General features: G+C 43.7%; 17 protein-coding genes. 9 read left to right on the top strand and 8 right to left on the bottom strand.

The window, feature by feature from the left end; all coding sequences use genetic code 11:
• The first annotated feature begins 15 nt into the window (after positions 1–15).
• Both DWW23_RS03645 and DWW23_RS03640 read left to right on the top strand, forming a co-directional pair.
• Entirely contained in the window at positions 16–1,215 is a 1,200-nt protein-coding gene (locus tag DWW23_RS03645) for an acetate/propionate family kinase (protein WP_122351922.1), read from the top strand.
• A gap of 77 nt (positions 1,216–1,292) precedes the next feature.
• Positions 1,293–2,456 carry a hypothetical protein gene (locus DWW23_RS03640; protein WP_122351921.1) on the top strand — a complete coding sequence of 388 codons (1,164 nt, stop codon included), beginning with the start codon at positions 1,293–1,295 and terminating at the stop codon, positions 2,454–2,456.
• A 151-nt stretch (positions 2,457–2,607) separates the two neighbouring features.
• Here the strand turns inward: DWW23_RS03640 and DWW23_RS03635 are convergent, their stop codons facing one another.
• The 6 genes from DWW23_RS03635 to DWW23_RS03610 all read right to left on the bottom strand — a co-directional run bounded on the left by DWW23_RS03635 (position 2,608) and on the right by DWW23_RS03610 (position 6,291).
• The gene (locus DWW23_RS03635) at positions 2,608–3,375 is read right to left on the bottom strand and encodes a UDP-2,3-diacylglucosamine diphosphatase (RefSeq protein ID WP_122351920.1); all 768 of its coding nucleotides are present in this window, start codon (positions 3,373–3,375) and stop codon (positions 2,608–2,610) included.
• The gene (locus DWW23_RS03630) at positions 3,372–3,689 is read right to left on the bottom strand and encodes an SUF system Fe-S cluster assembly protein (RefSeq protein WP_009859980.1); all 318 of its coding nucleotides are present in this window, start codon (positions 3,687–3,689) and stop codon (positions 3,372–3,374) included. The genes DWW23_RS03635 and DWW23_RS03630 overlap by 4 nt, the downstream gene beginning before the upstream one ends.
• 71 nt (positions 3,690–3,760) lie before the next feature.
• A complete protein-coding gene (gene radC / locus DWW23_RS03625) occupies positions 3,761–4,447 on the bottom strand; it encodes a DNA repair protein RadC (RefSeq protein ID WP_122351919.1) in 687 nt (228 codons plus the stop codon).
• 68 nt (positions 4,448–4,515) lie between these two features.
• Complete coding sequence (gene efp / locus DWW23_RS03620; protein ID WP_122351918.1) at positions 4,516–5,082, bottom strand: elongation factor P; 567 nt, start codon at positions 5,080–5,082, stop codon at positions 4,516–4,518.
• Between the two features lie 167 nt (positions 5,083–5,249).
• Complete coding sequence (locus DWW23_RS03615) at positions 5,250–5,948, bottom strand: LrgB family protein (RefSeq protein ID WP_122351917.1); 699 nt, start codon at positions 5,946–5,948, stop codon at positions 5,250–5,252.
• A complete protein-coding gene (locus DWW23_RS03610; RefSeq protein WP_122351916.1) occupies positions 5,941–6,291 on the bottom strand; it encodes a CidA/LrgA family protein in 351 nt (116 codons plus the stop codon). The genes DWW23_RS03615 and DWW23_RS03610 overlap by 8 nt, the downstream gene beginning before the upstream one ends.
• Positions 6,292–7,087: 796 nt before the next feature.
• Here DWW23_RS03610 and DWW23_RS26980 point away from each other — a divergent pair.
• Positions 7,088–10,543, top strand: coding sequence for a DUF6383 domain-containing protein (locus DWW23_RS26980; RefSeq protein ID WP_147382587.1), 3,456 nt, complete (start codon positions 7,088–7,090; stop codon positions 10,541–10,543).
• 354 nt (positions 10,544–10,897) lie between these two features.
• Here the strand turns inward: DWW23_RS26980 and mgtE are convergent, their stop codons facing one another.
• Positions 10,898–12,244, bottom strand: coding sequence for a magnesium transporter (gene mgtE / locus DWW23_RS03600; RefSeq protein ID WP_122351914.1), 1,347 nt, complete (start codon positions 12,242–12,244; stop codon positions 10,898–10,900).
• Between the two features lie 12 nt (positions 12,245–12,256).
• A complete protein-coding gene (rsmA, locus tag DWW23_RS03595) occupies positions 12,257–13,042 on the bottom strand; it encodes a 16S rRNA (adenine(1518)-N(6)/adenine(1519)-N(6))-dimethyltransferase RsmA (RefSeq protein ID WP_122351913.1) in 786 nt (261 codons plus the stop codon).
• A gap of 96 nt (positions 13,043–13,138) precedes the next feature.
• Between rsmA and DWW23_RS03590 the strand changes: the two genes are divergently transcribed.
• The 6 genes from DWW23_RS03590 to porV all read left to right on the top strand — a co-directional run bounded on the left by DWW23_RS03590 (position 13,139) and on the right by porV (position 22,014).
• Positions 13,139–14,140 (top strand): lysylphosphatidylglycerol synthase transmembrane domain-containing protein, encoded by a 1,002-nt coding sequence (locus DWW23_RS03590; protein WP_122351912.1) that lies wholly within the window; start codon positions 13,139–13,141, stop codon positions 14,138–14,140.
• A gap of 146 nt (positions 14,141–14,286) precedes the next feature.
• On the top strand, positions 14,287–15,741 hold the full coding sequence (locus DWW23_RS03585) for an aminoacyl-histidine dipeptidase (RefSeq protein WP_122351911.1): 1,455 nt from the start codon (positions 14,287–14,289) through the stop codon (positions 15,739–15,741).
• Between the two features lie 256 nt (positions 15,742–15,997).
• Entirely contained in the window at positions 15,998–16,648 is a 651-nt protein-coding gene (locus tag DWW23_RS03580) for a redox-sensing transcriptional repressor Rex (RefSeq protein WP_122351910.1), read from the top strand.
• 1 nt (position 16,649) lies between these two features.
• Positions 16,650–17,264, top strand: coding sequence for a fumarylacetoacetate hydrolase family protein (locus DWW23_RS03575; protein ID WP_122351909.1), 615 nt, complete (start codon positions 16,650–16,652; stop codon positions 17,262–17,264).
• Positions 17,265–17,352: 88 nt separating this feature from the next.
• Positions 17,353–20,745: a type IX secretion system sortase PorU gene (gene porU / locus DWW23_RS03570; protein ID WP_122351908.1), complete on the top strand. Its 3,393-nt coding sequence runs from the start codon at positions 17,353–17,355 to the stop codon at positions 20,743–20,745.
• 69 nt (positions 20,746–20,814) lie between these two features.
• Positions 20,815–22,014 carry a type IX secretion system outer membrane channel protein PorV gene (gene porV, locus DWW23_RS03565; protein ID WP_122351907.1) on the top strand — a complete coding sequence of 400 codons (1,200 nt, stop codon included), beginning with the start codon at positions 20,815–20,817 and terminating at the stop codon, positions 22,012–22,014.

Raw genomic sequence — 22,014 nt, 5'->3', positions numbered from 1 at the left:
CACAACAAGAAAGATATGAAGATATTAGTATTAAATTGCGGAAGTTCGTCTGTTAAGTACAAGTTGTTCAATATGGACACACATGAGGTACTGGCACAGGGCGGCGTAGAGAAACTGGGTTTGCCGGGTTCTTTCCTGAAATTCACTCAGCCGGATGGCACAAAAGTGATTCTGGAGAAAGAATTGCCTGAGCATAATGCAGCTATCGAGTTTATCCTGAGCGTACTGACTGACGATCAATACGGCTGTATCAAGTCGTTTAACGAAATTGATGCTGTAGGTCATCGTGTGGTACACGGTGGTGAAGCATTCAGCAGTAGTGTGGAGATTACTTCGGAAGTGATCGGTAAAATGGTTGAGTGCATCGACCTGGCACCGCTTCACAACCCGCCAAACCTGAAAGGTATCCGTGCCATGAGCGCATTGATCCCGGGAATCCGCCAGGTGGGTGTATTCGATACTGCTTTCCACCAGACAATGCCTGATTATGCTTATATGTACGGTCTGCCTTATTCTCTGTATAAGAAATACGGTATCCGTCGTTACGGCTTCCACGGAACCAGTCACCGCTACGTTTCAAAACGTGCTTGTGAAATCCTGGGTGTTCCTTATGAAGAACAGAAGATCATCACGGCTCACGTTGGCAACGGCGGTTCAATCGCTGCTGTAAAGAACGGTAAGAGTGTCGATACTTCTATGGGGTTGACTCCGGTAGAAGGTCTGTTGATGGGAACACGTTGCGGTGATGTGGATGCGGGTGCACTTACATTCATCATGGACAAGGAAAAGCTGGATGCTAAAGGTTTGTCTGACCTGATCAACAAACAGAGTGGTGTGCAGGGACTTTCCGGCATTTCTTCCGATATGCGTGAGATCGAAGCCGCTGTTGCCGAAGGCGACAAACGGGCTATCATGGCATTGAACATTTACAACTATCGCATCAAAAAATATATCGGTGCTTATGCTGCTGCTATGGGTGGTTGCGATATCCTGGTATGGACTGGCGGTGTAGGTGAAAACCAATGGGCTACCCGTCGTGTTGTATGCGAAAATATGGAATTCATGGGCATGAAGATCGATGTTCAGAAGAACGACGGTATGCGTGGTGAAGAAATGGTGATCAGTACTCCGGACAGTAAGGTGACAATTATCGTTGTACCGACTGACGAAGAATATATGATCGCTTCCGATACAATGGATATATTAGGTAAATAAATAGATACCGGATATGAATCAGGAGACCGAAGGAATGGTGTATAACTATCCTCCGGTCTTTTTATACCATAAATACTATGTTGAAGATCCTCCCTGTTTTACAATCTCTATTCAGGAATAAAAAGTTCCTGGCCTTGTTGATCCTGGCAGGCTTGCTGATCAAATTATTGATGCTACCCTTTTTTCCTGAGCCGGGTGATTATACATTCTTTTTGAAACCGTGGGTCGAATTTATCCGGTCGCATGGTTATTGGCAGGCATTTCGTTTTGAATTTGCTAATTATTCACCGGCTTATTTATATTTTTTGTTGGGAATAGCCAAACTGGGAGGAGAACCGCTTATTCCGATCAAGCTGGTATCGATTTGTTTTGAATATGTTGCAGCTTGGTTTATAGGGGGAATTGCCTATCAGAAGTATAAGGAAGATTGGGTGAGATGGTGTGCTTTAGCAGTAGTTCCGCTGTTGCCGACAGTTCTGATCAATAGCTCTTACTGGGGGCAATGCGATTCGGTGTATGCCTCATTTCTGGTGGGGAGTATTTATTTTGTATTAAGAAAGCGGTCATTCCTTTCCATTCTGTTTTTGGGAATTTCGTTCTCTTTTAAGCTTCAGGCTGTCCTTCTTTTCCCGTTTTATTTTGTATTGTTGTTGAAAAACAGGGTCAAATGGTATTATTTTCTGTTGGTACCGGCTGTTTATTTGATTTCATTGTTACCGGCATATTGTGCAGGGCGACCGCTGACGGAGCTGTTGTCTGTTTTCATCTCCCAGTCCGAATATTATGAGTCACTTTCGTTACAGTTCCCGAATCTGTATATGTGGATCAGTGACGATCATTATGAGACGGTTAAATGGATCGGCATTCTCCTTACATGCCTGTTTGCTCTCCTGACTGGGGGATTGCTGGCTAAAAAGTACAGGGCGCAGTTAACGAATAATTATCTGGTTCGTCTGGCTCTTCTTTCTGCAGTGATTTTTCCTTTTTTGTTGCCGGGTATGCACGAACGGTATATGTATGTGGGTGATCTGTTGGCAGTTGCTTATATTATATATTTCCCCCGTAAGTTCTACAATGCTTTGGGAATTCCCCTTATCTCTTTATTTTCATATGCTCTTTGTACTTCATTGAATGAGTCTTTGATCCGTTATCTGGGTGTTCCCGTAACTATCTTTTATATATGCGTTATAGGCCTGTTGATACGGGACTTTTATTTGTCTTCCCTGAAAGAGGATAAATAAATTACTCCCTTTTTAGGTAAATCCCGAGAAAACTATGTAAATTGCAGGCGAAAAAATAATTACTAATCCTCACAGCTTACAAAACACAGGATTAGTGTTTAGACTGCTCCGACACCGGTTGGAGCAGTTTTTTTATGCTCTCATGTGAGGCTTATTCTGTTTCGAACTGCTCCAGGAAGAGATTTTCCCCGTCCCAAACGATATAGGAGAAAAGAGTCATCCAGTCGCCGGCTATCAGCAGGCGGGAAGTGCGGGAGAGCATCAGGTCGAGCATGATATGGCGATGCCCGAAAATGAAGAAGTTGATATCCGGATGCGTTTTCAGGTAGTCTTTAGCGAATAGAACCAGATATTCAGCTGACTCACCTTTATATTCGAGTGCATTTTCTTTTTCCAGTCCGCTTTTACGGCTGCTCAATGACCAACCGAGGGCAAAGCCGAAGGTCCAGCGGGGATGAATACCTCCGTAGAGCCACTGGCAGAATTTATTACGGAAAAGGGCACGGATAAAACGGAAGGCTTTGCTGCGATAGTCTACTTCGTCACCGTGACCCAGAAAGAAGCGTTTGCCTAGCAGGTCGGTGGTCAGTACGTCGCGGTGGATAATTGCACCGATCTCATTCGGCAGGTAGTCGAACATCCAGATATCGTGATTACCGATGAATATATGGATTTCTATCCCGCTGTCCGAAAGTTCGGCCAGTTTACCGAGGAAGCGGGTGAATCCTTTGGGTACGACATATTTATATTCGTACCAATAGTCGAACATATCCCCCAGAAAATAGATGGCCATAGCCTCGTCTTTGATGCTGTCGAGCCAACGTACCAGCTTTTTCTCGACTGCCAGCGGGTCTTTATGAAACCGAGCGCCCAGATGGGCGTCCGATGCAAAAAATATTTTCTTTCGGGATGAATTCATAAGAAGCCGAGTTCCAGTTTTGCCTCTTCCGACATCATATCCTTATCCCATTCCGGTTCGAAAACGAGATTGACTTCCACATTATTTACACCGTCTACCGATTCTACTTTCATGCGAACATCTTCCAGGATAAAATCGGCTGCCGGACAATTCGGGGCAGTCAGGGTCATATCTATACGGACGTTTTTTTCGTCGTCTATGTCTACTTTATATATCAGGCCGAGATCGAATACGTTGACCGGAATTTCAGGGTCGTACACTGTTTTCAGCATGGCGACAATCGCTTCTTCTGTTTGGAGGAATTCGTTGTTCATCTTCTTTTAATTTGAATGCAAATATACATTAATATCTTCTATATACTAAACCATAGAAAAGAGAAAATGTTCTACAGGGCCAGTCGACCCTCGTCTGCATAGCTGAAGTAACTTTCCTCGCAGAGGATTATATGATCCAGTAAATTAATTTCTAACAGTTCGGCTGCTTTATGCAGGCGTTTGGTCAGGGAGTCATCCTGTGAACTCGGACGGGTGTTACCGGACGGGTGGTTATGGCATAGGATAATGCCTGTTGCCAGTGCGGTGATAGCCATTTTCAGAATGATGCGCAGGTCGGCGGAAGTTTCTCCGATGCCACCCTGGCTGATCCTGTTTTTTCCGATTACTTTTCCGGCACGATTGGTCAGTGCGATCCATAACTCTTCGTATGGCAGATCGCAGAGTAACGGATGGAATAAGGCATAGGCATCATGGCTGCTCCGGATCGATTGGCGGAAGATAGGATCTGAAAGATTACGCCGTTTGCCTAGTTCGAGAGCTGCACAGATCGTGATAGCTTTAGCTTCGCCGATACCTTTGAAACCTGATATAAGTTCCTGGATAGTCAGTTTTGCCAACGCGTTCAGATTGTTGTCTACTGTGTTGAGGATACGTTGTGAAAGTTGTACGGCTGTTTCGTTACTGTTACCCGAGCTGATCAGGATGGCTAAAAGCTCTGCTTCACTAAGGGAGGAAACGCCTTTGAGTAACATTTTTTCGCGTGGGCGGTCTTCTTCTGCCCATTCTTTTATTTTCATAGTTATACATTGTTTTGGTGAAGAAAAACAGAGGGACGGCTTTTTGACCGTCCCTGCATTATATCATATTATTCACGGATACGTCCTACGTAAGAACCGTCTGTCGTGTTGATTTCGATAATTTCGCCTTCGTTGATGAACAGCGGAACACGAACTTCAGCACCGGATTCTACTGTAGCCGGTTTCAATGTGTTAGTTGCAGTATCGCCTTTTACACCCGGTTCGGTATAAGTGATCTTCAACTGAACTTTTGTAGGCATATCTGCGAAAAGAACAGTTTCTGTCGATGCATCGGAAACAACTTCAACGATCTGGCCTTCTATCATATAGTCAACGCCATTGATCAGTTCCTTGTCGATGATTACATCTTCGTAAGTTTCCTGGTTCATGAAGTGGAAATGATCGCCTTCACGATATGTATATTGATAAGGACGACGTTCTACACGTACGTCTTCCAGTTTTTCACCAATATTGAAACGGCGTTCGATCTGGCCTCCTTTTACTACATCTTTCAATGTAGTACGCATAATTGTGTTTCCTTTTCCCGGTTTTACGTGAAGGAAGTCAACACAGAAATACAGTTTGCCATCCAAACGAATACAAGTTCCTTTTTTAATGTCTTGTGAATTAATCATACGAAATATTTTTATTTATAATGTTTTTTTGAATTGTCTTCGGTCATTTTCGGGTACAAAAGTAGTGTTTTCCTCTTAAAGTACCAATAAGCGGCAATCTTTTTCTTTAGAAATGAGTTGCAAATCAGTCTGATATGATTTGCAGGGGGATAAAAGGAGGATTTATTCTAAAACAAGGAAATGATAAAACTGATAACAGGGACCAGAATCGCAGTCATGATTCCCATCAGCCCGATCGCTAATCCGCTCAAAGCGCCTTCAATGGCACCGATCTGAATGGCGACTGAAGTTCCCAGTCCGTGTGAAGAGGCTCCGAGGGCCAATCCCTTGGCAATCCGGCTTTCTATTCCGAGTACTTTCATGACAAACGGACCGACAATACTGCCGAATATACCTACTGCTACAACGATCACTGCTGTCAGTGAAGGGATTCCTCCAGCCTTTTCAGCGATCCCCATCGCGATAGGAGTTGTGACCGACTTCGGTTGGAGCGAGGCGATCAATGCCTGGTCGGCCCCCATCAGATCGCCGATTACGATGACACTGACGATACCTACGATTGCTCCGACGAATACGGAAGTGAGAATGGAAATTACATTCCCTTTCAAGTACCGTACCTGGTCATAGAGGACGAAACCCAATGCTACGACCGAAGGCCCCAGCATGAAATGGATCAGATGGCTCCCTTTCTGAAAAGATTCGTATTCTATGCCCATTGTTTTCAGAACAAGTATGATTACGAATATGGAAGTCAACAACGGATTCAGCAGGCTGATACGTGTCTTTTTGTATAAAGCGAGTGCTGCTAGGTAAGTACCGATCACTAAAGTGAGTGCAAAAACTTCGGAATGTACCAGATTATTCATTGCTTTCACCCTCCTTTCCGAGTTTTTGCTGGATAAGGGCAACACTGGCAATCACCAGAATGGTGCTGACAACGGAAGCAGTCAAGATCACTGCCCAATATTGTGAGATAATGCCGAGAGAACTCATCAGTCCGACACCGGCAGGCAGGAAGAACAACCCCATATTCTCAGTCAGGATCGTCGATAACTTCTTTACATTTGCCGGCTTTACCAATTTGAATGCCAGTGCCAGGAATAACAATACCATACCGATGACACTTCCCGGGATAAAGCCATCGATGAAAGAACTGATAAATTCTCCGGTAAAATAGAAGAACAGAATGTAAAATGCCTGTTTTAGCATATTTCTTTGCTGTTTTATTAGTCACTGCAAAGATAACAGCTTTACAGGAAATATGTTCTATAACATATTAATTTAACATATCCAATCCTCTACAAGGCTGCTGTAATCTTCCTCATGTTTATAGTTCAATTATTTCTAAATATGAGCGTTAACTCTGTCCTCCCGGGCTTGACCCGGGATCGCATCCTATACTGATAATCAACACTCAGTATGAGATGGCGGGTCAAGACCGCCAGGACAGAAAGAGAGCCGCCATGATAGGATAAAGGTTCACCTTTTCCTAATTTTGTAGCAGATTAATTCCGCCAACGGGTTCTTATCATTCTTTCTTTATTTCCCCCGAAAAACAGGCTAAATTCCATCTTTTAACAATCCCTTGCGGAAAGTTGAAAAACAGGTATTGAAACACAGCGTATTATGAAATGCGTACGGGTATATATCTATATATGTAATGATAGTTGAAAATACTGTATGAACGATTGAATATTATAGGATAGAATATAAAAATCAAATGACGAAATTAAACGTTCCTTTTTTCTCGCCAGCAAAGTTAGGCATAAGTTTTAAACCTACAATTCTTTCCCATAATTTTTTTTCAATCCTATCCTCTTTCTTATCAATTGAATAGCAATTAGAGTACAAAAATCGTACTTCTTATTACCAAGGCAATATACTACCTAAAAAATGGCGAGAAAAAAGGAACGTTTAATCTAGTCATTTACTCTCAGAGACGTTCCAAATCCAAGGTTAAAAGGCTTTTTAAGTAACACTATTATTAATATTAAATTAAACGATTATGAACAAAAAGTTTTCTACGCTTTTGATGGCGGGTATGCTGGTCGCAGGCTCGTCATTTAATGTTAATGCGGCAGACGTTAAAGTGAATGGGGCACCGCTGAAGGTAGAACCTTTCGGAGGCACCAAAAGCGGCGTCTTTATTGTCAAAGATGCTGACAACGACGGTAAGATTAGTGGTGCGGACTACCTTCTTAAAGCAACTAAGACTAAGGCTGGACAGTTGACTTACTCTGTGGTTGATTTAGGTACGGAAGACCTCAGCACTCTGACTGATAAAGAACTGGATGCACTTCTTTGGAATTTTAAAGAAGATATCATTACTGAAGGTGGTAGCGGTACACCGGGTGCTGCTGCAGGAACTAAACACTACTACTATTCTTTGGAAAGCAAAGCAACCGCAGTTCCTTTGGCTTTTAAAGTTAATGTTAATCCTTTTGTTTGTGTAGATAAGGCAGAGGAGTCAAAATTTGACAATGGCAAGACCCAGATTTGGTTCATGTCAAAAGTTGGTGATGGCAAGAATCAGATTAAAGCAGCTGATAAAAACGCTCAGTTGTTTTTGTATTATACCGGTGCCGCTACTTCCGGTGGCAACCAATTATTGGCAGGTAGTTCAACGGCTGGTGTAGATGGGTTCACATTGGGTGGTCCGAATTCTTCAGATAACTTCCTTCTTGCAACCTTAGGTGAAAGGGAGATTCTAGGAGAGAATGTAGCTGAAGAACTGAATGATATGAAGGGCGGTAGAGGTTTCATGTTCTCGTTTGCTAATAACACATATAATAGCAAAGAAGTCTATGACAATATCTTCAAGGATCTGGATTTGAAAGCGTTCTATGTGGATGAGGATCTGGATCTGAATGGTGCTACTGATGAAACTGAAGATTTCATGCCGACGGATTCTCTCGCTTGGCAAGCCAATGGTGCACATTATGCTATCCCTGCCGGTATCTATTTGGCTTCAGACTGGAGCGCATTGGATAGAAAAGATGCCGAAGATAAAGAAACGTTGAACACTTTCCGTATCACAAGTAAAGAACAGTTCAGCAAGATGACTTTCGTGGCTATTCATCCGCAAAGCTATACCAAGCTGACAGACGCTGGCCGCACTAATGGTGGCGGTTTCTTGCTGAAAACCGTAAAAGGTAGCGACATGAACTTCTATGATAAGAAGGGTGTGGATAAACTGGAAGTAACAAACAATGCAGACATCCATAATGCAGCTTTGATGTCTAAAAAAGATGAAGTGTTCGTAGGTAACGCTTGTTTCACTGCCACGGTGAAGAATCCGCTGACAGAAAATGAACAATATGAGTTGACTGTCACTGACGCTCGTTTGGATGTTGCTAAAAACGGTACTCATGCTAATAAATCTGTAACTGTTACAGTACGTACCAGCACTAACAATGTGAATGATCCTGCCGGAGATCCTTATCTGATGTCTGGTGTGGGAACTGATGTCGTAGCATTGAAAGCTGTTCCTTCAACAACATTGGCCGACGCTACAAGCCTGTTACACAACGATGCTACTCCGGCTATCTATGCAATCAAGTTTGTCAGCGGTGCAGAAGAAGCCGCCAATGAAGAGGTTTCTGAATATGGACAGTATTTGACATTGGAGTCAGATAATACAGATCCTAGTTCGCCGAACGACTTTACATTTGCTGCTATGCCGAGTGTAAATGACGGAGCTAATGAAAACGACCCATTGTATCAGTTCGTAATCACAGGTGTTAAAGACAATGATAACGATCCGGATCACAAAAGAGAAACTGTCGAGATTACAAACCGTCTGACTGGTGCATCAGTTTGGGCAGTATTGTATGCCGAAAAGAAATTGGGTGACGATATCTATACGGTATATCCGTCTGTTAAAGATGGTATGCCACGTGACCAAAAGTTAAGAATTGCTCATACTGATGCTAGTAATGGAGATTTTATTTGGGATAATTCTTTGGAATTCAGAGGTATGCAAGTTCAGTTGATTGAAAAGAAAGATGTAAAGAAATTTGATACTTTCGAAACAGCTGAAAGCGAAGAAGGTTTGTTCACTTTCGAATTTGCCAAGACTGCTGAAGCAAACGACAGATTGTATGCCGCGGCTGCAAGGGATAAGAAGACCGGTAAGATTGAAATCTTTAATAATGGAAGCAGAGATGAGGTTGTAACATCTAAGACTGCTGACCAGTTCGAACTGATCCGTGTAAAAGAAGCTGGTAATGATAAGAAAGATAAAGTTTCTTACATCCTGAACGATTTCGTTTATATCCAGAATAATAACGTTGTTACTTCTCCGATTGAAAAGGATACAGTTGCTTTCTATACTTATAATGTAAGATTCTTTGCTCCGGATGAAGATGATGTATATTACCTGAATGGAGGAAATTTATCACTGACCGAGAAAGAAGAGTACATTATCAAATACAATCTGGATGGTTCTGTATCTCTGGTAGAAAAAAAGACTGGAACTACTTCAAATGTTGACTTCAGAAGCGCTATAAACTATTTGGCAGTAGCTGATGCTGTACAGGATGAAGAGACAGAAGAAACAGAAAGAGTTGATGTAGCAGCATGGGAAAATGCTCTGTATTATGATTATAAGAACGATTACAACGAACTACCGGTTAAGACCTTCTTGGTACCTGAAAAGGTATATGGTTCATTAGAAGCTCTTCCGCAGACAACAGAATTCAAGAATACAGACAACTATGGTGGTTACCTGTTCATGAAGGATGAATTTGCAGCTGTGGTCAATCCGTTTGAAACTATGATATTCCGTTTGGATACAGTAGATACAGACAAGAATATACCTTCATTCTACATTCGCACGGAAGATAAGGCGAAGTTCTTGTATTTCGCTACAGACTCAGCTGACAGTAAACGAGTAGCTGACTGGAGAAAATATACATTTGCAAAAGATAATGAAGACTATGCTACACGCTTAATCTTTAAAGATGCAAGCATCGTCAGCCTGCAGGATGCTGATACATTGCAGACAATGGTTGACGGCAAGCTGACTAAGGTAGCTGTAAAAGAAAACAAAGTGACAGGTGTTAAGGGTGGCTTGAATAACTTCAAGTTCCAGGTAATCGAATCCGGTGACGGAGACGGTACTTATGTAATCCGTAACGCAGCAAAAAGAGCTTATGTAATTTCCGTCAACGGTAATCTGACATTAGGTGCTGAAATAAAAGCCGCTGCTCGTTTCGAAGTAGATCCTACCATAACAGTAGCTAACGAAAGCATCGATGCTTCCAGTATCCAGGTTATTGCCGCTAACGGTGCCGTAATCGTTAAGGGTGCTGCCGGTAAGACTGTTACAATCAGCAACGTATTGGGTCAGAAAGTTGCTAGCACAGTTGTTACTTCAGATGAAGCTACCATCGCTGCTCCTGCCGGTGTAGTTGTAGTAGCAGTAGAAGGCGAAGCTGCTGTTAAGGCTATCGTAAAATAAGAAATTATTTATAATCAATAAATTTAAATTGACTGTGTGTCGTAGAGCTGGGTTCACCCACCTCCATGACAAGTATCCTGCGACAGGCGAACAAGCGGTCGGCATTAATACTAAAGTAATGAAATAAAGTTCTTCTGTTCTAACTCTGTGAAGAGCGAAAAACAGACAAAAAAAGCCCCGGGGGATTTCCTCCGGGGCTTTATTGGTTAGAAAAAGGTGAAATATTTTTTAGATGACAGTTGACAAGTGACAGTTGATAGTAAGGCTTCGCGATCGAATGTAGAAAGATATGAGTCAACGTTACAATAATAGAAAATATTGAACCCAAATGACAGGTATTGTAGGGGGGCGCCCCTATGTCAATGCCGAAGAGATGAACATATAAATCATCATTCCTATAATGTCGTTGGTGATTGTGATAAATGGTCCTGTAGCCAGAGCCGGATCGATTTTCAATCGGTCGAGCGTCATCGGCACAAGCGTCCCGAAGATACTGGCAAACATAACGACAGAAAACAAGCTTAATGAAACCGAGGCCGTGATCCCTTTATCCCCCAGCATAAAGAAATTGTAAATGAATACGACCAGGCTGATAATACTGGCATTGATGAGCGCAACGATGCCTTCTTTCAGTATCTGCGGAAGAATATTGTCCTGTTTCAACGAATTATTAGCCAAACCCTGTACCACGATGGCAGAAGACTGTATCCCGACATTACCTCCCGTACCACCGATCAGCGGGATGAACAATGCCATCTTTGGGTTACTTGCCAGATTCCCTTCGAAACCGCCGAGAATGACCGAATTCGCCAGTCCGCCAATCATGCCGATCAACAACCAGGGGAGACGTGCCGCTGTTTGGGTAAATACGTTGTCCGAAGTTTCCACGTCCTGCGAGATACCGGAAGCCAACTGGTAGTCACGTTCATGTTGTTCACGTACTTCATCCATTACGTCGTCGATCGTGATTCGTCCGACCAGGCGTCCGATGCTGTCTACTACCGGAAGTGCTACAAGGTCGTATTTCTCAATCGTTTCGGCCACCTCCTCGATGCTGTCGCTGTCGCGGACAGAGATCGGCTCCTTTTTCATCACATGTTTGATCTTTGAAACGGAAGGGTTGGTGATCAGCCGTTGCAGGGGGAGGACGCCTTTCAGACGTTCGTCGTCGTCTATTACATATACATAATAGATTTCGTCCATATCTTCCGCCTGCTTACGCATTTCGTCGATACATTGCGGCATGCTCCAGTTCTCGTTGACCACGATCATTTCCGTACCCATCAAACCACCGGCGGTGTCTTCATCGTATTTCAACAGGTCGACAATATCGCCCGCCTGTTCGACGTCTTCGATGTGCGAGAGGATCTCTTCCTGTGTATCTTCGTCCAACTCACGCATCAGGTCTACCGCGTCGTCGGTCTCCATGTTGTCGACGAAGCGTTTGGCGATCAGTTCGTTGGGTAGCTCTTTCAGTAATTTATGGCGGTCTTCTTCGTCCAGTTCCATCAAGACGTCGGCAGCCTTGTCGCCATCCATCAGCAGATACAGATAGATCGCTTCCTGAAGGTTCAGCTCCTGGTATAACTCGGCGATATCCGCCGGATATAAATCGTGGAGCAACGCTTGTGCTTTAGCATCGTTTTTTTCAGTAATGATGCTTTTCAGGTTGTCGATATAGTCTCTCGTCAGTTCGATCATGCCTGTTTTCTTTTAGATGTTTTTCAGATGGCGGTCTGCAATCAATGTCAGTTCGACAAATTGTTCCACCGAAAGCTGTTCGGGGCGTTTGTCGAAAATCGGGAGCGCATAGTCCGGACAGTCTTTCCCTAATAGCGGCTTCATTGAATTCCGGAGTGTCTTGCGGCGCTGATTGAAAGATGTCTTGACCACCGTCTTGAATAATTTCTCGTCACATCCCATTTCTTTCCGGTCGTTCCGTACCATCCGGATAACCGCACTTTTTACTTTTGGGGGTGGGTCGAAGACAAATTCACTGACCGTAAATAGATATTCCACTGTGTACCAGGCTTGCAGAAGAACACTGAGAATACCGTAGGTCTTGCTGCCCGGTCCGGCGGCCAGGCGTTCGGCTACCTCTTTCTGAATCATACCCGAACAACAGGGAACGTGATCCTTATAATCGAGCACTTTGAAAAATATCTGACTGGATATATTATAAGGATAATTTCCGATCACACAGAACTGGCCGGGGAAAAGTTTCGACAGGTCCAACCGGAGGAAATCTTCTGCCAGGATACGCCCTTCGAGTGCCGGAAAGTTCTGCTCCAGATAATCGACCGACTCCATATCCAGTTCTACCACTGTCAGGTCGTGACCCGCTTCCAGCAGATATTGGGTAAGCACACCCATGCCGGGACCGATCTCCAGAACCGGTAAATCTTTGTAGTCCGACAACGTATCGGCAATACGCTGTGCGATCTGTAAATCCTTCAGGAAGTGCTGTCCTAATGCTTTCTTTGGCTTAACTAATCTCATCCGGTTATTTGATGTAAAATGTTTGTATTAAAATATAATGCTTATCTTTGCGGGTGCACAAAAATACAACAAATAATTTAAAGTATCCTACGTAGAATGAATTTTAAGAGTATCCTACAAACGTTTGTCAAGATATTTTTGCCCTTAGCTTTTGGCTGTTTGCTGCTTTGGTTTTTGTATAGCAACATGGATGTTACCGAGATATGGCGCGTCATCCGTGAAGGGGTAAGATATGATATCATCCTGGTTTCTTTACTGTTCGGTTTGTTTGCCAATGTGGTTCGCGGATTGCGTTGGGGGCTGTTGATCTCATCGCTGGGTGATCGTTTCAAGATGAGCAATATCATTTATGCCGTATTGGGAAACTATGCCGTAAATATGGTGTTGCCGCGTGTCGGGGAAGTCTGGCGCTGCGGAATTATCACTAAATATGACAAGATACCTTTTACCAAGCTGTTCGGAACCTTGCTGATCGACCGTGTGAGTGATACGATCGTTGTCGGATCGATCACTTTGCTGATCTTTATTTTCAATTTCGACTTCTTTATCAGCTTCTTTGCCAGGAACCCGGCTTTGCTGGAAGGCTTTCAGAAAATGTTCGATTCGATATGGATTTACGTGGGTGCAGTAATTTTAGTCGCCGGAATTTGGTTTGTTTTCAAATATATGAGTAACTTTACGCTGGTACAAAAAGCAAAAGCGTTGTTACTGAATGTATGGGACGGAATGAAGAGTATCTGGCTGTTGAAGCAGAAAGGTCGTTTCCTGATTCAGACATTGATGATCTGGGGAGGTTATTTCTGTTATTTCTATATCACTTTCTACGCTTTTGACTTTACCCGTGATCTGGGGATAACGGTCGGGTTGATCGCTTTTACGATGAGTAGTATCGGTGTTGCAGTCCCGGTACAGGCCGGTATCGGAGCCTGGCATTTTATGGTGATCGCTACCTTGGTCTGTTTTGGTGTCAATGAAAATGATGCTGCTGCTTTTGCCCTGGTAGTACATACGGTGCAGACAGCCTGGACGGTGATATGCGGTCTGTTCGGTATCGTGGCTTTGCCGCTCACCAATAGAGAGGTGACAGTTGACAAGTGACAGTTGACAGTTAAAAAAACTCCGGGCGGTGATCTTTTTGTGGAATAAGTTTGTTACTATATATTATTTATTAATCTGGTTGTCAGTGACTCTTTTGGCATTTATCTGTCAATTGTCACTTGTCAACTGTCAACTTAGAAAAGATTATGTCAGCAGAAATCAAGAATCTTTCCCCACAGCATGTATGGGGTTATTTCTATGACCTTACACAGATCCCACGTCCTACCGGACACATGGAAGCAGTAACCCGTTTTGTGGAAGCTTTCGGAAAAGGATTGGGATTGGAAACCCTACGGGATGGAGTTGGAAACGTTTTGATCCGTAAACCGGCTACTCCCGGAATGGAAGGCCGCAAAACAGTTATCCTACAGTCCCATCTGGATATGGTCCCCCAAAAAAACGCCTCTGTAAAACACGATTTTCTGACTGATCCTATTGATGCTTATATAGACGGTGATTGGGTAACTGCCCGTGAAACGACATTGGGAGCCGATAATGGTATCGGTGCGTCACTGGCAATGGCAGTGCTTTCCGATACGACTATCAAGCACGGACCGATAGAAGCCCTTTTCACTATCGATGAAGAAGAAGGGATGGATGGTGCTTTCGGTTTGAAACCCGGTTTCCTGAAAGGCGAAACATTGATCAACTGCGACTCGGAAGAGGAAGGTGAACTGTTTGTCGGTTGTGCCGGCGGTGCGGACCTGAATATTTCGATCCAGTTTAAAGAAGATACTTATATTCCGGAAGGCGATGTGGCTGTAAAGTTGAGCCTGACAGGATTGAAAGGCGGCCATTCCGGTGTGGATATTCATTTGGGACGCGCCAATGCGAATAAACTGATCTTCCGTTTTCTGAAAGAAGCTGTTTGTGATTATGGTGCCCGGCTATCGTCTATTGAAGGCGGTTCGTTGCGTAACGCGATTCCGCGGGAGGCTTTTGCCGTAATCACGATTCCGGGGGATAATGTGGAAGCTTTGTGGGAACTGGTAGCTGACTACCGGGATATGTTCCGTGAAGAATATGCCGGTATCGAAAATAATATCGACTTTGTTGCTGATATGACCGACCTGCCTGCTACATTGATTCCGGAAGAAATTCAGGATGATATTATCAATGCGATCGAAGGTTGCCAGAATGGTGTGATCAGTATGTTGAGAGATTTCCCCGGAACGGTGGAATCTTCTTCCAACCTGGCAATTGTCAAATCATCGAACGAGTTGATTGAAATAAAGATATTGGTGCGTAGTTCTTCCGAAAGTCGTAAGGCTTCCGTATGTTCCAGTCTTGAAAGTGTTTTCTCTTTGGCTGGTGCTAAGGTGGAATATGGTGGTGCTTATGGTGGTTGGCAACCGAATATCAATTCTCCGATTCTGAATGTGATGCAGAAAACATATGAAGAGATGTTCGGTAAGAAGCCGTCGGTAAAGGTGATGCATGCCGGTTTGGAATGTGGTATCATTCAGGAATCTTATCCTGCGATGGATATGATCTCTATCGGACCGGATCTGGAACATCCGCATTCGCCGGATGAAAGGGTGAGTATCCCGTCTGTGCAGAAGGTGTGGGATTTCATTGTTGCTACGCTGGAAAGGATTTAAAGATAGTTTATATATCTTCTCTGGAAAATAAGAGGAGAGATGTCAAGACAGGACTTCCGGATAGGAAAGGTAGAACTTTCATATTTGGGAGTCCTGTCTTTTTTATAGGAAAGTATTTCTGTTTGTATATTCTGAGGCCTTTAATATCGACTTTAGGAACACCCCTTTTTATTTTTGGAACAAAAAACTCATGGTTTTGCCTATGATTAGGAACAAAATTGTACTTTTGTAGGCTACATTAATTAAGATAAAGAGAATGGCTAATGATGAATTGAAACAAGCCTGGAAAATACCTGAGCCAACGCTTCGGAGACTACCTTGGTATCTTGCTTTTCTGAAACTGATGAAAGGCAAGGGAGAGACGTTTGTATCATCTACCCAGATTGCTAAAGAAATTAATGTAGATCCCAGCCAGGTGGCGAAGGATCTTTCGTTTGTCAATATTTCGGGGAAGACCAGGGTCGGCTATGATATCTGCGCCCTAGTAGATGTGTTGGAAGATTTTTTGGGTTTTACTGCGCAGCATAAAGCTTTTTTATTCGGTGTCGGTAGCCTGGGCGCTGCCTTGTTGCAGGATACCGGGTTAAATCAGTATGGACTGGAGATCGTTGCCGGGTTTGATGTCCGCAAAGAACTGGCCGGGACAGTCGTGAATGGTATACCTGTTTTTCATCTGGACGATTTCCCAGCCAAGCAGAAAGAGTTCGGTGCGACGATCGGTGTTATCACGGTACCTGTAGATAAGGCACAGGGGGTGACCGAGCAGATCATTGCCGGAGGTATCAAGGCCTTGTGGAACTTTACCCCGTTTCGTATCCGTGTCCCTGAACATATTGTGGTACAGAACACTTCCATGTATGCCCATCTGGCTGTCATGTTTAATCGTTTGAACTCAATTAATCACTGAAATGAAGATTATAGCAGTAGGAATGAATTATGCAGAACACAATAAAGAGCTGCATCATTCGTTAGAGTTATCGGAGCCTACTATCTTTATGAAATCCGATTCCTCCCTGTTGAAAGATGGGAAACCGTTTTTTATTCCCGATTTTTCTTCGGAGATACATTACGAAACGGAGATCGTTGTAAAGATAGACCGGCTGGGTAAGAACATCGCCGAACGTTTTGCACATCGTTACTATAATGAAGTAACTGTCGGTATTGATTTTACGGCCCGTGATCTGCAAAGAGAACTGCGTGCGAAAGGATTACCCTGGGAGATCAGTAAAGCTTTTGATAATTCGGCTGTTATCGGGACGTTTGTGTCTTTGGACAGAGTAGGGGATATCAACCGTATTCCGTTCCATCTGGATATAAACGGTCGGAAGGTGCAGGAGGGAAATACCTCGGATATGCTTTTCCCGGTCGACAAGATTATCGCTTATGTGAGCCGTTTTTTTACTCTGAAGATAGGAGATTTGATTTTTACAGGAACACCGGTCGGTGTAGGGCCTGTTAAGATCGATGATCATCTGCAGGGATATATCGGTGAGCAGAAGTTACTTGATTTCCACGTTAAATAGTTGACAGTTGACAAGTGACAGTTGATAGTTATTTGTCCTTGATTTTATCTGTCAACTGTCACTTATCAACTATCAACTGAAAAAAGATATGTTACGATTATTATATACATTCATAATAAGTGTCTCCTTTTTCTCTTTCGCCTGGGCGGATGGTAGCAAGTATGCAACCAGCTCTGCATTGGCATCCGGGAAATGGGTAAAGATACAGATTGAAGACAGAGGAATTTATAAACTGACATATGCCGACCTGCGAGGGATGGGATTTTCTGACCCGGCGAAGGTTTCCGTACATGGTTACGGTGGTTGTATGCTGGATGAAGATTTCTCAAATCCTTATATAGACGATATACCTGCCGTTCCGGTCTGGCGTGGTGACGACTACCTTTTATTTTATGGCTGCGGAGTTATCAACTGGACGTATGACAAGAGTACGGAAAGTTTTGTCCATACCAATAATCCTTACTCCAATTACGGTTATTATTTCCTGACGGATGCTACTGGTACGAAAGAGATGGAATCGGTGGCTTCTGCTGCCGGTGCTTCTTTGAAAGTGACGACCTTTGATGATTATCGTTTGCATGAGAAGGATCTTGTATCCGTGAATAATTCGGGACGGGAGCTTTTTGGCGAAGCGATGGATATGACCCTTTCAAGAGATTTCTCATTTACCGGAATAACCGGCATTACCAATGATGACGGTAAAATTGCGTTACGCTTTATCGCCAAACCGACTACCGGTAACGGAAGCGTGAGTATGAGTGTGGATGGCGAGAAGTTATTGGAAAAAACGATTGCTCAAAGTGGTTCGAGTGGTAGTGAAACGTATACTATGGCGCGTTTGGTCTATGAGGTCGTGGACTGGAAAGGGGATAAAGGTACGAATGTAAAAGTAAATGTAAGATACGGACAGCTGGGACATAAGAATGTCCATTTGGATTATATCCGTTTGCAGATGAAGCGGGAGCTGCAACCGTATGGCGTCTGTACGTTTTTCCGTAGTCTGGCCTCTGTTGGAAATGCCTCCCGGTTTGTCATCCAGAATGCCAATACGAACACAATGGTTTTTGATGTGACGGATAAGTTGAATCCGAAACAGATGGAAACGGAACTGAGCGGAAATGAATTGTCTTTCTCTATCCCGGCAGGGACGTTGAGAGAGTTTGCATTAGTGCAAAGAAATCAAGCGTTCCCTTCTCCGGAAGTCGTAGGTGATGTAACGAACCAGGATTTACATGCTTTGCCGCAGACCGATATGATCATTATAGCCCAACCCGGGCTGACTGCACAGGCAGAACGACTGGCCGAGGCGCATCGTACCCGTGACGGCCTGACGGTTCAGGTGGTGACTCCGGATGCTATTTATAACGAGTTTTCGAGCGGTACTCCGGATGCTACGGCTTACCGTCGTTTTATGAAGATGTTTTACGATCGTCAGACTTCGGAAGAGGATGCTCCCAAGTATCTGCTTCTTTTCGGTGACGGGGCGTTTGATAACCGTTTCATCACGTCCGGCTGGCAGAATGTGACGACAAGTAATATGCTGTTGACCTACCAGACGGAAGAATCATTGAATGAACGATCGTTTGTTATAGACGATTATTTCGGTTTTCTGGATGATAGCAATAATGGAAAAGAACTGATGTCTGCCAGAGTCGATATCGGAATAGGCCGTTTCCCGGTCAGAACACTGGCTGAGGCAACCAATATGGTGAATAAGGTCATCGGTTATATGGATAATAAAGATACCGGATCGTGGAAAAATAATGTCTGTTTTGTGGCGGATGACGGGAGTAGTGCGGACGGCTATATGATAAATCATGCAGACCAGGCTGACCGGTTGGGGGAATATATCAATACAAGCCATCCCGAATTTCTGGTGAATAAGATTTATTTTGATGCTTATAAGAAAGATGTTTCAGGAGGTCTGGCTACTTATCCTGATGTAAAAACGAATATTCAGAAGCAACTCAAAAACGGATTGTTGCTGATAAATTATACCGGACATGGGAGCACTACAGCCTGGAGTGATGAAAGGGTGTTGACTGAAAGTGATATAACTCAATCGACTTATACACGTTTGCCTATCTGGATTACGGCAACTTGTGATTTTTGCCGTTTTGATGCTTCGGTCACTTCCGCCGGCGAGCAGGTTTTCCTTAATAAGGTGAGTGGCGGTATCGGTTTGTTCACGACGACCCGCGTGGCCTATTCCACTCCGAACTTCGAAATCAATGACAATCTGATCCGTAATCTGTTCGAGAAAAAGAACGGACGTCGTCTGACATTGGGGGAAGTTATGAAAGCAACGAAGAGGGCATTAGGTTCGAGCCGGTATAAACTGGGATTTGCTTTGATCGGTGACCCGGCATTGAAGTTAGCTTATCCGGAATATCGTATGCAGGTAACGGCCGTAAACGGGAACCCGGTGACGGATGATCCGGTAGATTTCAAAGCGTTGCAAAAAATAACAGTAGAAGGGGAAGTGTTGAATGCAGATGGGAATGTAGCAACGGACTTTTCCGGTTTGTTGAACCCGACTGTCTTGGATAGCCGTGTTTCTTATGAAACGTTGGATAATAACAAGACCGGCAATACATTTAAGTATACTGATTATTCGAATATACTTTTTATTGGTAACGATTCGGTCCGTGCCGGAAAATTCAGTTTTACCTTTACCGTACCGAAGGATATATCCTATTCAAACGAATTCGGAAAGATGAATCTATACGCTTCGGATGAAACGAATAATCTGGAAGCACAGGGTGCTTACCTGAATTATCGTGTCGGAGGAACGGATGATAATGCGGAAGACGATCATGACGGTCCGGAGATTCGTGTCCTGTATATGAACGATTCTACATTTGTCAATGGTGGTCAGGTTAATACGACACCGTTCTTTGTGGCACGTCTTTGGGATAAGAGTGGTGTGAATATCACCGGTAGCAGTATCGGGCATGATATGATGCTGATCATTGATGGCGATCCGTCACTCAGTTTCAACCTGAACAGTTATTATGAATTGATCCCGGGAAAGGATGGGGAAGGTATTGTGAAGTATTTACTTCCGGCGTTGACTCCGGGAATCCATACCGCTGAGTTTAAAGTTTGGGATATACAGAATAATTCGACTACGTATGAATTTGAGTTTGAAGTGGTGGAAGGGTTGAAGCCTTATCTGCTGGAACTGACCGCAACACCTAGTCCGGCACGCGAGCAGGTAGAATTCCACTTGTTTCACAACCGTCCGGAAAGCCAGTTGACGGTTGGTATTATGGTATATGATATGATGGGGCGTCTGCAATGGAAACATCAGGAAACCGGAGCATCCGAGCTATTCAAATCGTATACGGTAACCTGGGATCTGACGAATAACAGAGGCGGACGTCTCCGTCCCGGCATATATATATATCGTGCGGCAATCAGTTCCGGAGGCTCTAAGGAGGCTACGGATGCAAAGAAATTAATAATCCTCGCACAATAAAGTAAAGTAAAATCAGTTTATATGTTCGTAAGGTAAATTTTTATTTACCACGTTTTTAACAGATATAGTATGATAAAAGAATTAAGAATCAGTACACTTATAGTTGCAATCAGCCTTTTGGCTACTTTCACGGTGTTGCACGCCGAGGGTGATAAGGCTAAATTTGCTCCGGTTAATACGGCGGTACCTTCACTGTCTATTGCTCCTGATGCCCGTGGCGGTGCAATGGGTGACAACGGGGCTTCAACTACTCCCGATATAAACTCTCAATATTGGAATCCGGCAAAGTATGCGTTTATGTATAGTAAGGCGGGAGTTTCTTTGTCATATACTCCCTGGTTGCGTAAATTGGTAAATGATGTGGCTTTGGCAAACCTGGCAGGTTATTATAAGATCGGCGATAGTGATTTGCAGGCGGTCGGTGCTTCCCTGCGTTATTTTTCGCTGGGAGATGTTCCTTATAATCCTATTACCGGGGAATCGACGGGCGGTTACTCGGTTAGCCCCTATGAAATGGCTTTCGATGTAAGTTACAGCCGTAAATTGTCTGAGTCTTATTCGATGGCTGTTGCTATGCGTTATATCCGTTCGGATATGGGAACGGATCCTTCCGATGAAAGCCGTGTACCCGGTAATGCATTTGCTGCGGATATTGCGGGTTATCTGGAAAAATATGTGATCCTGGGTAACAGTGAATGTTTGTGGAGTTTTGGTTTCAATGTATCCAATATCGGTACGAAGATTTCTTATGACGGCGGGGAACATAATGAGTTCATTCCGACGACTCTTCGTCTGGGAACCGGTTTGCTCTATCCGATCGACGACTATAACCGGATCGGTCTGTATCTTGACTTGAGTAAATATCTGGTGCCGAGTTTGCCTTATCTGCGTGAAGGTTATACCCAGGAAGAGAAAGATGAATACGATAAGAAAAAAGATGAATATAATGATGTATCCGGTATTTCCGGTATTTTCAAGTCTTTTGGCGATTCACCCGACGGTTTCAAAGGCGAATTGCAGGAAGTGATGGTTTCTATTGGTGCAGAATATAGTTATAACGACCAGTTTTTCCTTCGCGGAGGTTATTTCTATGAAAATGCAAATAAAGGTAACCGTCAGTATTTCTCTGTCGGAGCAGGTTTCCGTATGAGTGTATTCCAGTTGGATGCAGCTTATCTGGTAAGTACGGTTCAGAGTAACCCGTTGGACCAGACGCTTCGTTTTTCTCTGTCGTTCGATATGGACGGTATCAAGAACCTGTTCAGATAA

The organism is Parabacteroides sp. AF14-59 (genome assembly GCF_003479515.1).
Taxonomy (GTDB): Bacteria; Bacteroidota; Bacteroidia; order Bacteroidales; family Tannerellaceae; genus Parabacteroides; species Parabacteroides faecis.
Note: the sequence above shows the minus strand (reverse complement) of the source record. Positions and strands in the feature narration are given on the sequence as shown.